Genomic DNA, 15413 nt, shown 5'->3' with positions numbered 1-15413 from the left:
GCGGTCACCGCAAGTCTGCTAGTGTTGCTGCTCAAAGTGCTTAAGGACTGCGGTAACCACCTGCATCACTTCAAGATTGGCCTCTTCCATACTTTGTAGATGCTGTACCGCTGCTTCTAATGCACCTTGCTGATACGTTTGCATTGCCTGTTGACCTTGCTCGTGCACTCTGCTGTGCGGACGTTCAATACGCTGGAATTCGGCTAATTTATGCAAGTCACGGCTACTGTCGTTGTAATACCAGCGCCCAAAACGGCACTCATGATCAGAGGGCAATTGTGGAACGGCTTGTGTTTGAGAGTTTAGTAGGTGTTCATAAACAATAAATTTCAGAGACAATTCGTCCAGATTGGCCAGCTCAATACCTGCACGCAATGCGGATAACTCTATTTCTTTATGCATGCGCTTGGCTAATGAGTGCAGGCTGTGCATTGCTGTCACGGCTTGTTGTGTCGTTTCACTAAAACCTTGTGCAAGCTGACCTTGGCTTTGAATATAGTCATGCGCTTGCTTGGTTTCTGTTTGGATTTCATTAATTTTATGCACGATATCATTAGTGGCTAAAGCGGTACGTTCGGCCAGATGGCGAATTTCACTGGCGACTACGGCAAAGCCTCGCCCAGCATCACCCGCTCGAGCGGCTTCAATCGCGGCATTAAGTGCTAATAAATTAGTCTGACTGGCGATGCCGCTGATGAGGTCGACGATGCCGTTAATTTCTTGAGAGTGGGCGGCAAGGGTATCAATTTTTTCCGTGGTTTCTAGCAGACCGCTTTCCATCTCAATGGCTTTGCTTTGTAGTTCGCTAAAGTTTTCTTGGTTCGTTGCCGTGGCGCTAGCGACCGCTTGTGCATGCTGTTGATTGCGCCCCATCTGCTCAGCGAGGTATTCAAAAGAATCACCAAGGTGCGAAATTGAACTGCCAAAACGAATCAGATTACTGGAGACACCACGGTTAAACTGCAGTTGGCGCTGATGGTTTTCTGCCGTATTTTGCGAGCTGGCAAACGCTTCTTTAAGTTGTTGAATATGCTCAAGATGCTGAGAGATTTCAGCATGTAGTGCGGTATTTTGTTGCTGTAATTGGATTGCTTTTTTCTTCCACTTGAACCACATAGTGAGCCTCTAGTGCTGCGGTTAAACAGCGGTGTGATGCAGAGACGTCCCTGTATATGAAAAACATGTCTTCAGGCTTTATCGTTGTATTGTTGCTGACCATGTCTGCTAGAGTTGGTCTTTATCGACTGTTCTAGTCGATAAAGACCCTTTGCATTAATGCGATGTACCTTCCGCGAACTCAATTTTATTGCCGACGTTATATTTGCCAGACGGCTTATTCATCGGGATACGTTTCACTTCTTTCAGCGTTTTCGCATCGTAAACGATCAGTGCGCCTTCGGTGTCCCAAACACTGAGAATCAAGTGGCTGCCGTCGTTGGTAAATTCGACGTGCGCCGCGTTTTTACCGGGCATCGGTCGTAACGTGTGAGCGATTTCCAGTGTCTGCTTATCAATTAAATGCACCGCTTCTTGGTTGGAGCCAAAGAACACATCAGTCCATGCGTACTTGGAGTTGATGTGGCTGCGCATAAAGAAGCCAGGGCCTTCGGTGGGGATTTCTTTAATCAGCTTCCAAGTTTTGAGATCCAATACAGAAATTAATCCTTTGCTGATATTAGGCGTAGCAAAGACCCACTCACCGTTGCGTTTCCAATAGATACCTGAGCCCAGGTGTGGCATGCCGGGCAGTGGAATATCCGTGATGGATTTGCCGGTATCGAGATCAATCACTTGGCCGCCGTGCGCTTTACGCGAGGTGGCTAACAGGTAGCGATAATCTGGAGTAAAGGAGAAATCATCTAAGAAGTCTTGAGCAATAATACGTCGTGGAGTGAAGTCAGGGGTGCCAGCGTAAGACAGCTCCCAAGCTTCTTTAGTGTCTTTCAGTGCGACGATAAAGCTGTCGCGCGGTGGAGCGGTATACACCGCGCTGACGCGTGAAGCGGTGCCGTCTTCACCGATCACTGGGATGCTTTTTACCAAAGTTAAATCATCAGCATTGAGCAAAACTAAGTTGCCCGGTAAGTAGTTACCGGCCAGTACCCAGCGCCCATCATTGCTGACCGCTAAGTTACGGGTGTTTAAGCCGACGCGGGTTTCAGCAACCATGGTGAAATTATATAAATCGTATTTAGTTACCCAGCCATCCCGTGAGGCAAAGTAGACAAAACGTCCGTCTGGGGAGAATTTTGGTCCGCCATGCAGAGCAAAGTGCGATTGAAAGCGCGTCAGTGGCTCAAACTTATCGCCGTCTAAGATGGTGACATGGTGGGTGCCGGCTTCAACCACGACAAATAAATTTAGTGGATCGGCTTGGTGCAATGGTGTTTCAGACAGAGTGCTGGCATCCACCAGCATGCGGTGACTGGCGCGGGTATCGGCATCGTCCCAGGTTGGTGGATTTTCAATAGGGGTATACAGATACTCCACCATGCTGTCGATTTGTGCAGGGCTGAGAATATCTTTGTAAGCCGCCATTTGGCTGGCAGGACGTCCTTCGCTGATGGCCTTATTAGCTTCAGGCTTTTTAATCCGTCCTAAACTTTCCGGCAGCAGTGCAGGGCCAGCACCACCAATGCGTTGAGCGCCATGGCAGACAGTGCAATGTTCTTCATAGAGCTTTTGCGTGGCGCTAAAGTCGATATTGTCTGTGGCTACAGCAGCGCTCGCCATGCCGAGCAGAGTGAGCGCGGCGAGAGGTTTTAAACCCATACTTATACGCATAGCGCTTCCTCAACTTCGGATGTAGCGTGACTGATAAGAGCCGGATGACTGATTTGCTGCTCACTGAACAAAGCAACTACTTTGCCCACCACGGTTAAGGTGGGCGGGGTGAGGTAAGCGTTGTCCGCCATGTTTTGCAGCTCTGCAAGCGTGCCACGCACCACTTGCTGGTTGGCATAGGTGCCATTACCAATTAAAGCTGCCGGAGTATCTGCGGCTAAGCCTGCTTGAATCAGCTCGCTAGAGATTTCTTCAAGACTGCCAAGACCCATATAAAACACTAAGGTTTTTTTAGGGTTAGCCAGGCTTTTCCACGGCAAGTGCAGAGCGCCATCTTCTTGCAAATGACCGGTGATGAATTCGCAAGAATGCGCTACGCCACGATGAGTCAGCGGAATCCCCGCGTAGGCCGTGCAGCCTGATGCGGCGGTGATTCCAGGAACGACTTGGCAGTTAATCTTTAGCTTGAGCAGGTAGTCGAGCTCTTCTGAACCACGGCCAAAAATAAAAGGGTCACCGCCTTTCAGGCGCGCCACACGTAAACCTTGTAGAGCTAAATCAGCGAGCAGTTGGTTGATACCTTCTTGCGGTAAACTGTGGTGTCCACTGGATTTGCCGACATAGCGCCGCGCGCAACGCTGAGGTATCAGTGCAAGTAAATCTGGGCTGACAAGGCGGTCATAGACCACCACATCGGCTTGTTGTAATAAGCTCCAAGCACGCATTGTTAACAGGCTTGGGTCGCCGGGACCTGCGCCAATTAAGGCTACATCACCAGGGGCGAAAGCAGCTTGCAGTGCAGCGGGAAAGTTAGATGTCTGATCCATGTCAGCTCCAAAGTGACGTTCGGTCACGGTAATAAAGGCATCACAGCAAGTGTGACAAACCTACAGCGCTACACATTTGATTTCTGGCAAGACAGCGACACCTATTTCTTCATCTGATAGGTAACAACCTGGATCTTCTGCCCATAAATCACCGCCAGCCCATGCGCGGGTACGAGTATTACCATTGCAGATGCTCAGCCACTGACATTCGCCGCAGCGGCCTTTGACCTGACGTGGGTGCTGGCGCAATTGCAGCAGTAATGGATCCGGATTGTTCAACCAAATATCTGAGAAGCTTTGTGTGCGTACATTGCCAAGCGTGTGTTGCTGCCAGTAGGTATCAGGGTGTACGTCACCGAGGTTATCAATGTTAGCAACGCCAGCGCCAGAAGCATTACCGCCCCAAGCACGCAGCATTTGTTCCATTTGTGCATAGTGCTGCGGCACATTACGCTCAGCCCACTGCAGTAATAAAATCGCATCGGCATCGTTATTGCCGCTGACAAAATCGGTTTCAATGCCTTGTTGGACATCATCCCAGGCGCGATCAAAAATTTGATTCATCGCATCGCGGGTCATTTGCCAGTGCGCATCAATTTTGCTGCTGCGCTTACCACGACCACTGTAATTAAGGTGTGATAAGTAGTATTTCTGCACATCGTATTCACGCATCAGCTCAAGTAAAGCAGGCAGCTGCATGTGGTTGTGCATGGTCAAAGTGGTACGCAGACCGACACGAATATCACGCTGACGGCAGAGTTCTACGGCATGCATCGAGGCGGCAAAGCCACCTTTCATTTGTCTAAACTCATCGTGAATTTCTGGCAAACCATCAATGCTGATGCCGACATAATCAAACTCAGCAGCAGCGATTTGCTCAATATTGCTTTCGTTGATTAGCGTGCCGTTGGTCGAGAGGGCAACATAAAAACCGTACTGACGGGCGCGCTCAGCCAATTGGAAAATATCGGGGCGCATCAATGGCTCACCGCCACTGAGCACTAATACTTTGACCCCTGCCGCGTGCAGTTGATCAATCACATCCAGTGCTTCGGCAGTGTCCAGCTCGCCTTTAAAATCGATATCAGCAGAGGTGGAATAACAATGTTTGCAGGTCAGGTTGCAGCGGCGTAAGACGTTCCAGATGACGACTGGCGCGCGAGTGCTACCGGGTTTGGCGGCGCGTGGTGCTGGGCTGTGTCCTGCAATGGCGCGTAAATAGGTACTAATTCTTAACATGCTTACTTCTCCTGACGCTGAGCGGCCAGTCGTAAACCGGTTTTCTTCAGAATGCGACTACTGACCAGCATCGTATCAGCGCGACAAGCATCACCGAGTTGATCGCGAATAAGATTTCGTTCGTATTCAATTTGCTCAGCGTTCATGCCATGCACCATGGCAAATAAGTTGTAGCGCCAGCCTTCTAAACGCGGGCGACGGTAACAATGGCTGACAAAGTGGAGGTTGCCAACGATCTGGCCTAAGCGGTCGATATGCGCATCATCCACATCCCACACTGTCATGCCGTTGAAGGTATAACCGAGACGATAATGATTGGGCACCGCCGCAATGCGACGAATCGCGCCGCTGTCTTGCAAGCGCTGCAGTAAGGCCAGGGTATCATCAACGCTGAGCTGCATCCGTTCAGCCATCCATGCCCAAGGGTCAGCCACTAAAGGCATACCGGCTTCGGTCAGGGTGATCAGCTGTTGTGCAAGTTCTTGATCAGAGCGGGAAGTGGAGGCCGACATGATAGGTCTTCTCCTTAGGTAAGTTGAGCACCGGCAAACCGGTCAGTGCTTCAATTTCAGCAATGCTCTGGGTAATACCTTCGGGCGTTGGGCAAGCCAAGACAAACCACATATTAAAGGCATGTTCACGGCGGTAATTGTGCGCTACGGCAGGAATATCGTTGAGCAGTGCGGTGACCTCATCAAAGCGCTCTTCAGGTACTGTCATCGCCGCTAAAGTGAAAGCGCCGCCCAGTTGCTCGATATCAAACATCGGGCCAAAACGGGTTAAGGTGCCGTCATCCAGTAATTCTTGCAGGCGCTGACGAATGCGTTCGGCGCTGCAGTCGAGTTCTGTGGCGAGTTCGCCCCAAGGGTCACGCACCAATGGCAAACCCTGTTGTAAGCGATTGAGTAGGCGACGATCAAATTCATCCACTAGACTGTCCCCGTTTTATTTTGATTGTAGCGGCCGCCGCGCTGTTTGAAAGCATGGGTGCTAAACAGCAAGTGATGCGGACGTTGTTGTAAATTATGTTGTGCTAACAATTCGATTACATGTGCTTCGACAGCTTGACGGTCACGGCCATGCACCATACAAAATAGATTGTAAGGCCAGCCCGGACGACGTGGGCGTCGATAGCACAGGTTTACGCCCGGAGCTTCACCTAGCGCTTCACCGATTTGATGCACGCGCTCGTCTTCAATATCCATCACCAACATCACGTTGGCATTAATGCCTAATGCACGGTGTTTAACGACGATGCCAAAACGGCGAAATAAACCTTGTTGGTCTAAATCTTTGACATGCTCGATCACGGCCTGTTCAGTGCTGTTAATCTGCTCAGCGAAAGCCTGATAAGGACGCGAGGTCAGCGGCAAGCCATTTTCTAAGAGGCGGCGTAGTTGCTGTTGTTGCTCAAGGGATAAGGTGCTGGTCATGTTGGCACCTGTGAGTCTTTGCCGAGGGCAAAGCCTAAGTTGATTTGATAGGCGGTCAGCATCGGTAAATCCAAAGGCTTTAGGCCAGTGAGCTGTTCGATTTTGACTAAGGTTTGATCAAGATGTTCACGGTTGGGCCCGGTCAGCACAAACCATAGGTTCCAGTCATGTTCACGCAAGTAGTTGTGATTGACTTCATCGAAGGCGTTGATTTGTGCAGCGACTTCTTCAATGCGCTCGGCTGGCACAGCTAAAGCCACTAAGGTGCTGGCACCCGCTAGGCTATGTTCAAAGACTGGGCCAACACGAGACAGGGCTTTACGCTGATTGAGCTGTTCTAAGCGCTGGAGAATTTCCTCTTCGGTGCAGCCCAACTCATCCGCCATGGCTTGATAAGGTTGGGCGCAAATCGGCAGGTCATGCTGGAAGCGATCCAGCATGCGTAAGCAAAGCTCGTCCATGCTACAACTCCTACAGACCGATGCGGTGTGCTCGGTCGCTAAAGAAGATACCGCTTGGATTATCAGCCGGTAGGGTGTGAAGTTTTTTCAAGGTTGCGGTATCCCACACCTGAACTTCACCTTTATCACGTACAGAAATCCAGATGTGTTCGCCGCGTGGGGTGAACTCCATGTGCAATACGCCAGGGCCTGGCTCTAAGGTTGCGAGGATCTCGTGAGTTTCGCTGTCGATAACTTGTACAAATTGATTGTCTGGAAAGGCAAAATTGACCCAAATCTGCCGCGCATCAGGGCGCGCCATCACGAATACGGGTTGACCGACGGTGTCGATGCTGCCCGTTTGCTGCCAAGTGTTAGTGTCCATCACCAAGACTTTATGACGACCAATTGCTGGGACAAAGGCGTGATCTCCGGCGACTGTCCAGCCTTCTAAGTGCGGCATTTTATACACCGGGAGCTTTTCGCTGCCGCGACCATAGCCATCAAGAATGCGTTTAACGCCTTTCTCTGGATGCCATAAATCCAGCAGTGCCATGCCGTCTTCACCAAACAGCCCCGCAATGTAATAGCGGCCATCAGGGGTCAACATGGAGTCGTAAGGCTGATCGCCGATATTGGTGAAGCGGGTGATTTTTGGCGTGTTACTTTTACTGAAATCAGCGATCCAGATTTCACCGGTATCAAACAAGCTGACTAAGAACTTTTGTCCGGGCGCATCGACCATGCCCACGACGCGCGAGCCACGACTGCCATCAGCAACGGTGGTCGCTGGAATATCAGCAACCAGCTCTAAAGTATCAGCATCAAAGACTTTAACGCCGCCAGGTTCGTAGTTACCCACGGCAATTAAACGACCATCTTGGCTGATGGCACCGCCAATACTGTTGCCTCCTTGGATAATGCGTTTGTCAATTTTTGCTGTGAGCATGTCGATTTTGGTTAAACCGCCGTCGCGACCAAACACATAGGCAAAACGTGCATCGCGGGAAAATACCACTGAGGCATGGGATAAATCACCTAAGCCTTCAACGCGGGCCAGCGTGGTGTTATGGCTGTGCTCAACAATTTGCACACTGCCAGCGGCGCGTTCAATGACAATACCTAAGTCACCGGTACCGCGTAACTGAGTGCTGGGTTGTCCAGCGCAAGCGGTTAATAAGCCTGCGAGAACAACAGTACCAATGCGACGCATCATGGGGTGACTCCTTGTAACAAACGATCAATCATCCAGGCCGCTTCTTGCTCATTGAGCAAAGCATCCCATGGAGGCATAGCTGTGCCCGGGCGACCGTACATAACGGTAGCAATTAAACTCTCACGGGATTTATCAGCAAGTAGTTGCGGGGTCAGGGCTGGACCGAGACCGCCGGTCATGCGCAAGCCGTGGCAGGAACCACAGTCTTGAATTAACAGGTGTTCAAGTGTCGCTTGGCGCTCAGTAGATAATGGCGCAGCCACACTCAAGGAAAGGGGAAGGAGTGACATCATGATGACTCCAAAAAACTGTGAAGCTATTTTGGTGACTGTCATGCGGCACTCCTAGGGGTGTTACTTAAGGCTTAAAACCCATTCAGCGAGAATCTTCGCTTCTTCTTCGGTTACCGCGTTAGCTGGCATTGGGATTGGACCCCAAACGCCTGCACTACCTTCTTTGATGTGTAAAGCCAGTGTATCAACTGCGCCTTCAACATCAGCATTTTTAGCGGCAACTTCTTTCAAAGAAGGGCCAACCATTTTGCTGTCTACAGTGTGGCAGGCAACGCATGGCTTGCTTTTGAATAGTGTTTCACCGTCGGTTGCTAAAGCTGGTTGCATAGCAAAGGCAGCACCTAGGGCAAACATTGGAATTAGAATCTTTTTCATTAAGTATTCCTCAAGGCTAGTAACGGATGAGCCGCACGCGACTCACGACTCATCCTATTGTACTCAGTACACGTCGTGTTGAGTATTGTTGACGTTGAATTTACCGGTCGGAGTGATCAAACGCTTGTCTTTGATCACTTTTTTCAGTTTTAACGTCTTATCATCAACGACTACGATGGCTGAGACTTCGTCTTGTTGGCTCCAAACCGAGAACCACACTTCATCACCGGCTTCGTTGTACTCAGGTTGTAAGACACGCTTAACGCCACCCTCAATCTCAGCCCAGTCGGCAATTGGCAGCACTTTGTAGCCAGCATCAAGGTTGTTGATGTCAAACACAGCAGCGGATTGGCTGATTTTGGCATCGGGGTTAAAGGTGGTGTCGAGGTACAGATTAGTGGATTTAGGGTGGGTTTTGATAAACAGTGAACCACCGCCTTGACCTTTCAGGGTTTGTACAACTTTCCAAGCTTGATCAGGGTGTTTCTCAGGGTCAGTACCAATCAGAGAGATGGTTTCATCGCCCAAGTGACTTGTTGCCCAGACTGGACCAAATTTCGGGTGAACAAAGTTTGCACCACGACCTGGGTGTGGGATTTTGCCCACATCAACCAGCGCGGCCAGCTTACGCTCTTTTGAGTCGATCACCGCCACTTGGTTGGAGTTATTGGCTGCTGTCATAAAGTAGCGGTGTGAGCTGTCCCAGCCACCATCGTGCAAGAACAGTGACGCGCCAATACTGGTTGTCGTGAGGTTATCAATGTCTTTGTAGTTGACCAGTAAAATACGGCCGGTTTCTTTAACGTTAACAATAAACTCAGGGTGTTCGTGTGAGGCAATGATCGCGGCGACACGTGGCTCTGGGTGGTACTCTTGTGTACCTACAGTCATACCGCGGGTTGAGACGATTTGCAGTGGTTCAAGTGTCTCACCGTCCATGATGGTGAACTGTGGTGGCCAGTATGAACCAGCAATGGTGTACTTATCTTCAAAGCCTTTAAACTTCGACGTTTCCACCGAACGCGCTTCGATACCGACTTTAATCTCAGCAACACGCGCGGGCTCTTTCATCCAGAGGTCGATCATATCGATGCGCGCATCACGACCGATGACCAACAAGTAACGACCAGAGGCGGACATACGTGAGATGTGTACTGCGTAACCGGTTTCAATGGTTTTGATGATCTTTTTGCTATCACCGTCAATAAGTGCAATTTTACCGTCATCACGTAAGGTGACCGAGAAAATATTACCCAGATTGAGCGAGTTCATTTGTTTGGTTGGACGGTCTTCTGGCTTGATCAGAACCTTCCAAGAGTTTTTCATTTCAGTCATGCCCCACTCTGGTGGAGTCGGTGGCGTGTGCTGAATGTAGTTGGCCATCAAAGTGATTTGCTCTTTAGTGAGCTCATTTGATGTACCCCAGTTTGGCATACCGCCTGGTGAGCCATAGGTGATCAAGGCTTCAAGGTACGCTTGGCCACGCTCTTGGGTAATGTCCGGTGTGAGTGGTTTACCGGTGGCACCTTTACGTAACACGCCGTGGCAACCGGCGCAGCGTTGGAAGTAAATTTCCTTCGCCATTTCAAACTCTGAGTCAGAGAGGTCAGGCGCACCAACGGTACGAATGGTTTTGATGCTCGCTGGGTCAACCGTTGAAGCGGCGCCTTTGTAAGCGGCTTCAGCTTCTTCTGGATTAGCGGCAGCGTGGGCTATTGAAAAACTCAATAACGACATTGACATGGCGGCCACGATACCCGCCAGAAGTGGTTTGCCTGTTGTAGACATAAGTTAAGCTCCTTTGAATGACGTTGCTCGATAAAACCCATGTTTTATGTGAGCGTGGTGCCATTCTGTTATCAGTGGATGACTGTTTGGCATAATCCCGGGTAATTCGTGTGTGCATTCACATCCTAGACAGACCTGCTGACAATGCGCTTGACGGCAATCAAGATTCACTATTTGAGTGGTTGAGAATGAGCTTTAAAGGCAGTTACCGTAACAGCCATAACCAAGTTAATTAGTAGGGTATAAACGTGAATACAAGTCTCAATCAAGATGTTTCTGTAAGTTCTGATGAACCGTTTTACCAAACGCTAGGGAATGAAGAAACTGTCTTTCGTCAGGCTTGGCAGCATGGTATGCCCGTATTAATCAAAGGCCCGACGGGCTGCGGTAAAACGCGCTTTGTGCAGCATATGGCGCACCGCTTAAACCTGCCTTTGTACACTGTGGCTTGCCATGATGATTTAAGTGCCGCTGATCTTGTTGGTCGTCACTTAATCGGCGCACAAGGCACCTGGTGGCAAGACGGTCCGCTGACTCGCGCAGTACGTGAAGGGGGCATTTGCTATTTGGACGAAGTGGTTGAGGCGCGGCAAGATACCGCAGTGGTTTTACACCCCTTGGCCGATGATCGCCGCGAGTTATTTTTAGAGCGCACCGGTGAGGCGTTAAAAGCGCCTCCTGGTTTTATGCTGGTGGTGTCTTATAACCCTGGCTATCAGAACCTTCTCAAAGGCATGAAGCCAAGTACCCGTCAGCGTTTTGTGGCACTGCGCTTTGATTATCCTAACCCTGTTGAAGAACAACGCATCGTTGAAATCGAAGCAGGCGTGGATGCCAAACTGGCAGCGCAAATTGTGCGTTTAGGACAAGCATTGCGTCGTTTAGAAAATCACGACTTGGAAGAAGTGGCTTCCACGCGTTTGTTGATTTTTGCCGCACGTATGATCAAAGCCGGCATGCCGGTGCGTGAAGCCTGCTTAGCCTGTCTGGCCGAGCCGCTGAGCGATGATCCACAAACTGTGGCTGCTTTGATGGATGTCGTCGATGTCCACTTCGAGTAAAAGCACAACACCACAGGCGCTGCCGGGTGACTTAGCCATGTGGATTTTTATCCTGGCTGAGCTGGCAGCTTTCACTTTGTTTATTCTGGCATTTACTGTGACGCAAATGCTTTACCCCGATCTGTTTGCTGCAGGCCGTGCAGAGCTTGATCCCTCTACCGGTTTCGCCATGACCGTGGGTTTATTGTCGTCTGGGTTTTTAGCCGCGCTGGCGGTAGAGCGCGTGCGCGTCAATCAGGCGCGGCAAGCGGCTTTATTACTGGTGGCCGCGATTGCTTCGGCAATGGTCTATGTGGTGCTCAAACTGAGTGAATATACGCATTTGGCCCATGCTGGCTTTGATCTTGAATACAACATGTTCTTCACTTTGTATTGGCTGCTGACGCTGTTTCACTTTTTGCACGTGTGGCTGGGTTTATTGGTTTTAGCATTTTTAGCGTGGCGTTGTATGCGCTTGGGTTTTAATGCCGAGAATCGCAGTGGCATGGAGTCTGGGGTGATGTATTGGCACATGATTGACTTGGCCTGGGTGATTATCTTTCCGCTTGTGTATTTACTGGGGTAGGGCCACAACATGTCAAATAGCAAAGTGTTGTTTTTCTGCTGGCTGGCATTGGTTGTTGCCACCGCTGTCACGGTGTATTTGGGCGGTAGTGCGATGACGTTGGCCGGCCAAGTGGCGGCAGTATTGATTGTCGCCATTATCAAATCAGGCTTAATCATTGATGGCTTTATGGAGTTGCGCCACACCGAGCGGCGTTGGCGAGTGATTATGTACGGTTGGCCGCTGGCGATGAGCTTGATTATCGCCGCGACCTTGTTGATCCCGTATTTTATGGCGTCATGAGAGCCGGTAATTGCTCGGCGATTTTTTTAACATCCAGCGGCGCACGAATAAAACCATACTGGCGGCCATCGGGGCTAATAATCGCAAGATTGCCACTGTGGTCGACGGTATAACGTGGCTGGCTGCTATCCCCTGGAATAAATGGAATACTGAGCGCATTGCTTAAGGTCTGAATGTCCGTCAGTTCGCCAGTTAAACCAACAAATTCTGGATCAAAATACTCTAAGTACAGTTTGAGTTGCTCTGCGTTGTCACGCTGTGGATCGACACTGACCATTAAAATCTGCAAGTTGGCCTGAGTCTCTGCAGGCAGTAGTTTTTTCAGCTGACGCAGTTCTGCCAAAGTGGTTGGGCAAATATCCGGGCAAAAGGTATAGCCGAAAAACACTAAACGCCATTGGCCAGTGAGTGCTTGAGTATCGACTTGTGTACCCGTCGTACTGGCCAGTTGCAGGGCGGGCAGTTCGCGACTTTGCGGTAACACAATGATTCCAGCTTCACGTACGGCGCTGTTGTGCTCTGCTTCAGACGCAAGATAGTTGCCTGCTAGCAAGCCCAGCGCAATGGCGACAAACACGCCAATAACACCGAAAATTAGCAGGCGACCTTTACTTAAAGACGGCATAAAAACTTCCTTCAAGAGATTTAAATCTGTGCTTAGCCACAGTCATGATAGCCAAGTATAGAGTGAATCGAATGCCGCACGCTTGTGTCACTATGACTCAGAAGACTTAAGGGTTTTCAATGTGAGCATCGTTACGAAACTGTCATGTATTCTTCATAAACTACATTTTCTGCGTTTTTGCCGCGTAACTGATTTAAATGGTGTGGTTTTGAAAGAAAATACAGCGGTCTCTGCTTGGCTGGTGTTTATTGTTTTTTTACGACTGGGCTGCACTGCCTTTGGTGGGCCGGTGGCGCACCTCAGCTATTTTCAGCAGGAGTTGGTGGATCGGCGACGCTGGCTTGATCATCAGTCCTATATGGGCTTAGTAACCTTATGCCAGTTGCTGCCGGGTCCGAGCAGTAGTCAGGTCGGAATGGCAGTAGGTTATCAGTGCGCGGGTTTTCGCGGGGCTTGTGCTGCTTGGCTGGGCTTTACCTTACCCGCGGCGTTGTTGCTGACTTTATGCGCGGTGGGCTTTAACCAAGTAGCTGACCTTTTTACGCCGTTGACCTTAGCAGCGCTGAAGTTGATCACTGCTGCTGTGGTGGCGCAGGCGGTGGTGAATATGGCTCGCAGTTTATGCCCCGACTGGCCGCGTAAAATATTATTGCTGGCCGCAGCAGCGGTTGTTTGGCTATTGCCAAGCAGTTGGACCGCTATCTTAGTCTTGTTGCTGGCAGGGCTTATCACTGCAGTTTTCAGTTCGTATCAGCCAGTATTTTCGCGGCAATTGGAAATGCGCCAACCGGCCGTCAGCACCGGGTTAGTCTTGTGTGGTTTAGCACTGTTGTTATTACTTATTTTGCCTGTGCTGGCATGGCTACTACCGAGCACCTTGTGGGGCTTAATGGATGGCGTTTACAGTGCCGGTGCTTGGGTATTTGGCGGTGGACATGTGGTGCTGCCACTATTACAAAGTGCTGTGGTTGATAGCGGCTGGGTAGATCAGCAGCGCTTTCTTGCCGGCTATGCGCTAACCCAAGCCATGCCAGGACCCTTGTTTGCCTTTGCGGCTTTTCTGGGAGCTAGCTTACCGCCTGCTTACAACCCTTGGTTGGGCGCGGGGTTGGCATTGTTGGTACTGTTTTTACCCAGTACTTTGTTGTTATTTGGCGTGCTGCCTTTTTATCGGCGTTGGCAAAATAATCTGTATATACGTCGCGCGTTGCTGGGTGCGAATGCTGCAGTTGTTGGCGTATTACTGGCTGCGCTGCTGAATCCTGTGCTGAGTAGCGCAGTGCATACATGGCATGATGTGGTCTATGCCGGCTTAGCTTATCTATCACTGCAATGGCTGCGAGTACCTGCTTGGTTGCTGGTGTTGCTGGCCATCATTCTGGGATGGTGGCTGGGTTCATGATGAAGAAGTGTAATGTTTGATCTTTAGACTGTTACACTTTAGCGCTCTTGTTAAGGAGCTCGTTATGTCTGCTCATCCGTTTGCTGCACTGACACCTGATTTAGTGCTCGATGCCGTTGAAAGCCTTGGTTTTTTAAGTGATGCACGGGTGTTGGCGCTTAACAGCTATGAGAACCGTGTCTATCAAGTTGGGATTGAAGATCAAACACCGTTGATTGCTAAGTTTTATCGTCCTGAGCGCTGGAGTGATGCGCAAATTCTTGAAGAGCACGCCTTTTCTTTTGAGTTGGCCGAATGCGATGTGCCCTTAGTTGCGCCGATGCAGCATAACGGCCAGAGTTTATTTGAGCATGCGGGCTTTCGTTTTGCATTATTTGAACGCCGTGGTGGCCGTGCGCCCGAGCCGGGCAATCTGGATCAGCTGTACCGTTTAGGTCAGTTGCTGGGACGCTTACATGCAGTGGGCGCCAGTAAAAATTTTAGCCAGCGCCCAGAGTTGACTGTTGCCAGTTATGGTCATGAATCTTTTCAGCGCTTATGCAGCGGCGAGCACGTGCCAAAAAGTCTGCGTCCTGCTTGGGAATCAGTGGTGCGCGATTTGCTGCTTAAGGTCGATGCTTTATTTGCTGAGCACCCTTATCAAGCCATTCGCGTACATGGTGACTGTCATCCCGGTAATTTATTGTGCCGTGATGAAAGCTTTTTTATCGTCGATTTAGACGATTGCCGCATGGGCCCTGCGATTCAAGATTTGTGGATGATGTTGGCCGGTGATTATCAAGAGCGCTTAGCGCAATTGTCAGAGCTGGTTGATGGCTACCAAGAGTTTTATGACTTCTCCGCTCGCGAACTGCCGTTGATTGAAGGCTTACGCGCTTTACGCTTATTGCATTACAGCGCATGGCTGGCGCAGCGTTGGGATGACCCGGCGTTTCCGCAAAGTTTTCCATGGTTTGGCACTGAGCGCTATTGGGGTGAGCAGATTTTGATTTTGCGTGAGCAACGCGCGGCTTTGGACGAGTCTTTTTTAAAGCTTTTTTAACGGCAGGCAAGACAGTGGTAGTGCCTGCGGACTAGAATAAT

18 protein-coding genes are annotated in these 15413 nt (G+C 50.1%); 5 read left to right on the top strand and 13 right to left on the bottom strand.

Going from position 1 to position 15413, the window contains the following annotated elements; all coding sequences use genetic code 11:
- Positions 1 to 18: 18 nt before the first annotated feature.
- The 12 genes from H591_RS16240 to H591_RS0110730 all read right to left on the bottom strand — a co-directional run bounded on the left by H591_RS16240 (position 19) and on the right by H591_RS0110730 (position 10350).
- A complete protein-coding gene (locus H591_RS16240; protein ID WP_022966971.1) occupies positions 19 to 1116 on the bottom strand; it encodes a methyl-accepting chemotaxis protein in 1098 nt (365 codons plus the stop codon).
- 156 nt (positions 1117 to 1272) lie between these two features.
- Entirely contained in the window at positions 1273 to 2772 is a 1500-nt protein-coding gene (locus tag H591_RS0110780) for a cytochrome D1 domain-containing protein (RefSeq protein ID WP_028244364.1), read from the bottom strand.
- Between the two features lie 2 nt (positions 2773 to 2774).
- Positions 2775 to 3611, bottom strand: a complete 837-nt coding sequence (gene cobA / locus H591_RS0110775; RefSeq protein WP_022966969.1) for a uroporphyrinogen-III C-methyltransferase — start codon at positions 3609 to 3611, stop codon at positions 2775 to 2777.
- 60 nt (positions 3612 to 3671) lie between these two features.
- Positions 3672 to 4850, bottom strand: a complete 1179-nt coding sequence (nirJ, locus tag H591_RS0110770; RefSeq protein ID WP_022966968.1) for a heme d1 biosynthesis radical SAM protein NirJ — start codon at positions 4848 to 4850, stop codon at positions 3672 to 3674.
- Between the two features lie 2 nt (positions 4851 to 4852).
- On the bottom strand, positions 4853 to 5362 hold the full coding sequence (gene ahbB, locus H591_RS0110765) for a siroheme decarboxylase subunit beta (RefSeq protein ID WP_022966967.1): 510 nt from the start codon (positions 5360 to 5362) through the stop codon (positions 4853 to 4855).
- Positions 5337 to 5780 carry an Lrp/AsnC family transcriptional regulator gene (locus H591_RS0110760; protein ID WP_022966966.1) on the bottom strand — a complete coding sequence of 148 codons (444 nt, stop codon included), beginning with the start codon at positions 5778 to 5780 and terminating at the stop codon, positions 5337 to 5339. Before H591_RS0110760 ends, ahbB (H591_RS0110765) begins: the two co-directional genes overlap by 26 nt.
- Complete coding sequence (ahbB, locus tag H591_RS0110755; protein WP_022966965.1) at positions 5780 to 6283, bottom strand: siroheme decarboxylase subunit beta; 504 nt, start codon at positions 6281 to 6283, stop codon at positions 5780 to 5782. The genes H591_RS0110760 and ahbB (H591_RS0110755) overlap by 1 nt, the downstream gene beginning before the upstream one ends.
- On the bottom strand, positions 6280 to 6744 hold the full coding sequence (locus tag H591_RS0110750) for an Lrp/AsnC family transcriptional regulator (RefSeq protein ID WP_022966964.1): 465 nt from the start codon (positions 6742 to 6744) through the stop codon (positions 6280 to 6282). The genes ahbB (H591_RS0110755) and H591_RS0110750 overlap by 4 nt, the downstream gene beginning before the upstream one ends.
- 10 nt (positions 6745 to 6754) lie before the next feature.
- Complete coding sequence (locus H591_RS0110745; protein WP_408605546.1) at positions 6755 to 7936, bottom strand: cytochrome D1 domain-containing protein; 1182 nt, start codon at positions 7934 to 7936, stop codon at positions 6755 to 6757.
- Positions 7936 to 8274, bottom strand: coding sequence for a c-type cytochrome (locus tag H591_RS0110740; protein WP_022966962.1), 339 nt, complete (start codon positions 8272 to 8274; stop codon positions 7936 to 7938). The genes H591_RS0110745 and H591_RS0110740 overlap by 1 nt, the downstream gene beginning before the upstream one ends.
- A gap of 18 nt (positions 8275 to 8292) precedes the next feature.
- Positions 8293 to 8607 (bottom strand): c-type cytochrome, encoded by a 315-nt coding sequence (locus H591_RS0110735; RefSeq protein ID WP_022966961.1) that lies wholly within the window; start codon positions 8605 to 8607, stop codon positions 8293 to 8295.
- A 63-nt stretch (positions 8608 to 8670) separates the two neighbouring features.
- Positions 8671 to 10350, bottom strand: coding sequence for a cytochrome D1 domain-containing protein (locus H591_RS0110730; protein ID WP_408605545.1), 1680 nt, complete (start codon positions 10348 to 10350; stop codon positions 8671 to 8673).
- A gap of 293 nt (positions 10351 to 10643) precedes the next feature.
- On the opposite strand from H591_RS0110730, the gene H591_RS0110725 reads away from it, so the two are divergent.
- From H591_RS0110725 to H591_RS0110715, 3 genes are read left to right on the top strand one after another with little or no spacing between them, the layout of a single operon-like run.
- Positions 10644 to 11456 carry an AAA family ATPase gene (locus tag H591_RS0110725; RefSeq protein ID WP_022966959.1) on the top strand — a complete coding sequence of 271 codons (813 nt, stop codon included), beginning with the start codon at positions 10644 to 10646 and terminating at the stop codon, positions 11454 to 11456.
- On the top strand, positions 11440 to 12021 hold the full coding sequence (locus H591_RS0110720) for a cytochrome c oxidase subunit 3 (protein WP_022966958.1): 582 nt from the start codon (positions 11440 to 11442) through the stop codon (positions 12019 to 12021). The genes H591_RS0110725 and H591_RS0110720 overlap by 17 nt, the downstream gene beginning before the upstream one ends.
- Before the next feature lie 9 nt (positions 12022 to 12030).
- A complete protein-coding gene (locus tag H591_RS0110715) occupies positions 12031 to 12303 on the top strand; it encodes a cytochrome C oxidase subunit IV family protein (protein ID WP_022966957.1) in 273 nt (90 codons plus the stop codon).
- On the opposite strand, the gene H591_RS0110710 is transcribed toward H591_RS0110715, so the two are convergent.
- On the bottom strand, positions 12290 to 12928 hold the full coding sequence (locus tag H591_RS0110710; RefSeq protein ID WP_022966956.1) for an SCO family protein: 639 nt from the start codon (positions 12926 to 12928) through the stop codon (positions 12290 to 12292). The genes H591_RS0110715 and H591_RS0110710 overlap by 14 nt on opposite strands.
- A gap of 208 nt (positions 12929 to 13136) precedes the next feature.
- Between H591_RS0110710 and chrA the strand changes: the two genes are divergently transcribed.
- Both chrA and H591_RS0110700 read left to right on the top strand, forming a co-directional pair.
- A complete protein-coding gene (gene chrA / locus H591_RS0110705) occupies positions 13137 to 14330 on the top strand; it encodes a chromate efflux transporter (protein ID WP_232362434.1) in 1194 nt (397 codons plus the stop codon).
- A 64-nt stretch (positions 14331 to 14394) separates the two neighbouring features.
- On the top strand, positions 14395 to 15372 hold the full coding sequence (locus tag H591_RS0110700; RefSeq protein ID WP_022966954.1) for a serine/threonine protein kinase: 978 nt from the start codon (positions 14395 to 14397) through the stop codon (positions 15370 to 15372).
- Positions 15373 to 15413: the final 41 nt, after the last annotated feature.

It is taken from the genome of Denitrificimonas caeni DSM 24390, assembly GCF_000421765.1.
GTDB lineage: Bacteria > Pseudomonadota > Gammaproteobacteria > Pseudomonadales > Pseudomonadaceae > Denitrificimonas > Denitrificimonas caeni.
The sequence above is the reverse complement of the archived record's forward strand: the minus strand, read 5'-3'. Positions and strand labels throughout refer to the sequence as shown.

Excerpts from the sequence above, each read along its gene's own strand:
- H591_RS0110715 (WP_022966957.1), top strand. The coding sequence starts at position 12,031 with ATGTCAAATAGCAAAGTGTTGTTTTTCTGCTGGCTGGCATTGGTTGTT.
- H591_RS0110735 (WP_022966961.1), bottom strand. The coding sequence starts at position 8,607 with ATGAAAAAGATTCTAATTCCAATGTTTGCCCTAGGTGCTGCCTTTGCT.
- ahbB (WP_022966967.1), bottom strand. The coding sequence starts at position 5,362 with ATGTCGGCCTCCACTTCCCGCTCTGATCAAGAACTTGCACAACAGCTG.
- H591_RS0110700 (WP_022966954.1), top strand. The coding sequence starts at position 14,395 with ATGTCTGCTCATCCGTTTGCTGCACTGACACCTGATTTAGTGCTCGAT.
- cobA (WP_022966969.1), bottom strand. The coding sequence starts at position 3,611 with ATGGATCAGACATCTAACTTTCCCGCTGCACTGCAAGCTGCTTTCGCC.
- H591_RS0110720 (WP_022966958.1), top strand. The coding sequence starts at position 11,440 with ATGTCCACTTCGAGTAAAAGCACAACACCACAGGCGCTGCCGGGTGAC.
- H591_RS0110745 (WP_408605546.1), bottom strand. The coding sequence starts at position 7,936 with ATGCGTCGCATTGGTACTGTTGTTCTCGCAGGCTTATTAACCGCTTGC.
- H591_RS0110740 (WP_022966962.1), bottom strand. The coding sequence starts at position 8,274 with ATGACAGTCACCAAAATAGCTTCACAGTTTTTTGGAGTCATCATGATG.
- nirJ (WP_022966968.1), bottom strand. The coding sequence starts at position 4,850 with ATGTTAAGAATTAGTACCTATTTACGCGCCATTGCAGGACACAGCCCA.
- H591_RS0110730 (WP_408605545.1), bottom strand. The coding sequence starts at position 10,350 with ATGTCAATGTCGTTATTGAGTTTTTCAATAGCCCACGCTGCCGCTAAT.
- H591_RS0110750 (WP_022966964.1), bottom strand. The coding sequence starts at position 6,744 with ATGGACGAGCTTTGCTTACGCATGCTGGATCGCTTCCAGCATGACCTG.
- H591_RS0110780 (WP_028244364.1), bottom strand. The coding sequence starts at position 2,772 with ATGGGTTTAAAACCTCTCGCCGCGCTCACTCTGCTCGGCATGGCGAGC.
- H591_RS0110710 (WP_022966956.1), bottom strand. The coding sequence starts at position 12,928 with ATGCCGTCTTTAAGTAAAGGTCGCCTGCTAATTTTCGGTGTTATTGGC.
- H591_RS16240 (WP_022966971.1), bottom strand. The coding sequence starts at position 1,116 with ATGTGGTTCAAGTGGAAGAAAAAAGCAATCCAATTACAGCAACAAAAT.
- ahbB (WP_022966965.1), bottom strand. The coding sequence starts at position 6,283 with ATGACCAGCACCTTATCCCTTGAGCAACAACAGCAACTACGCCGCCTC.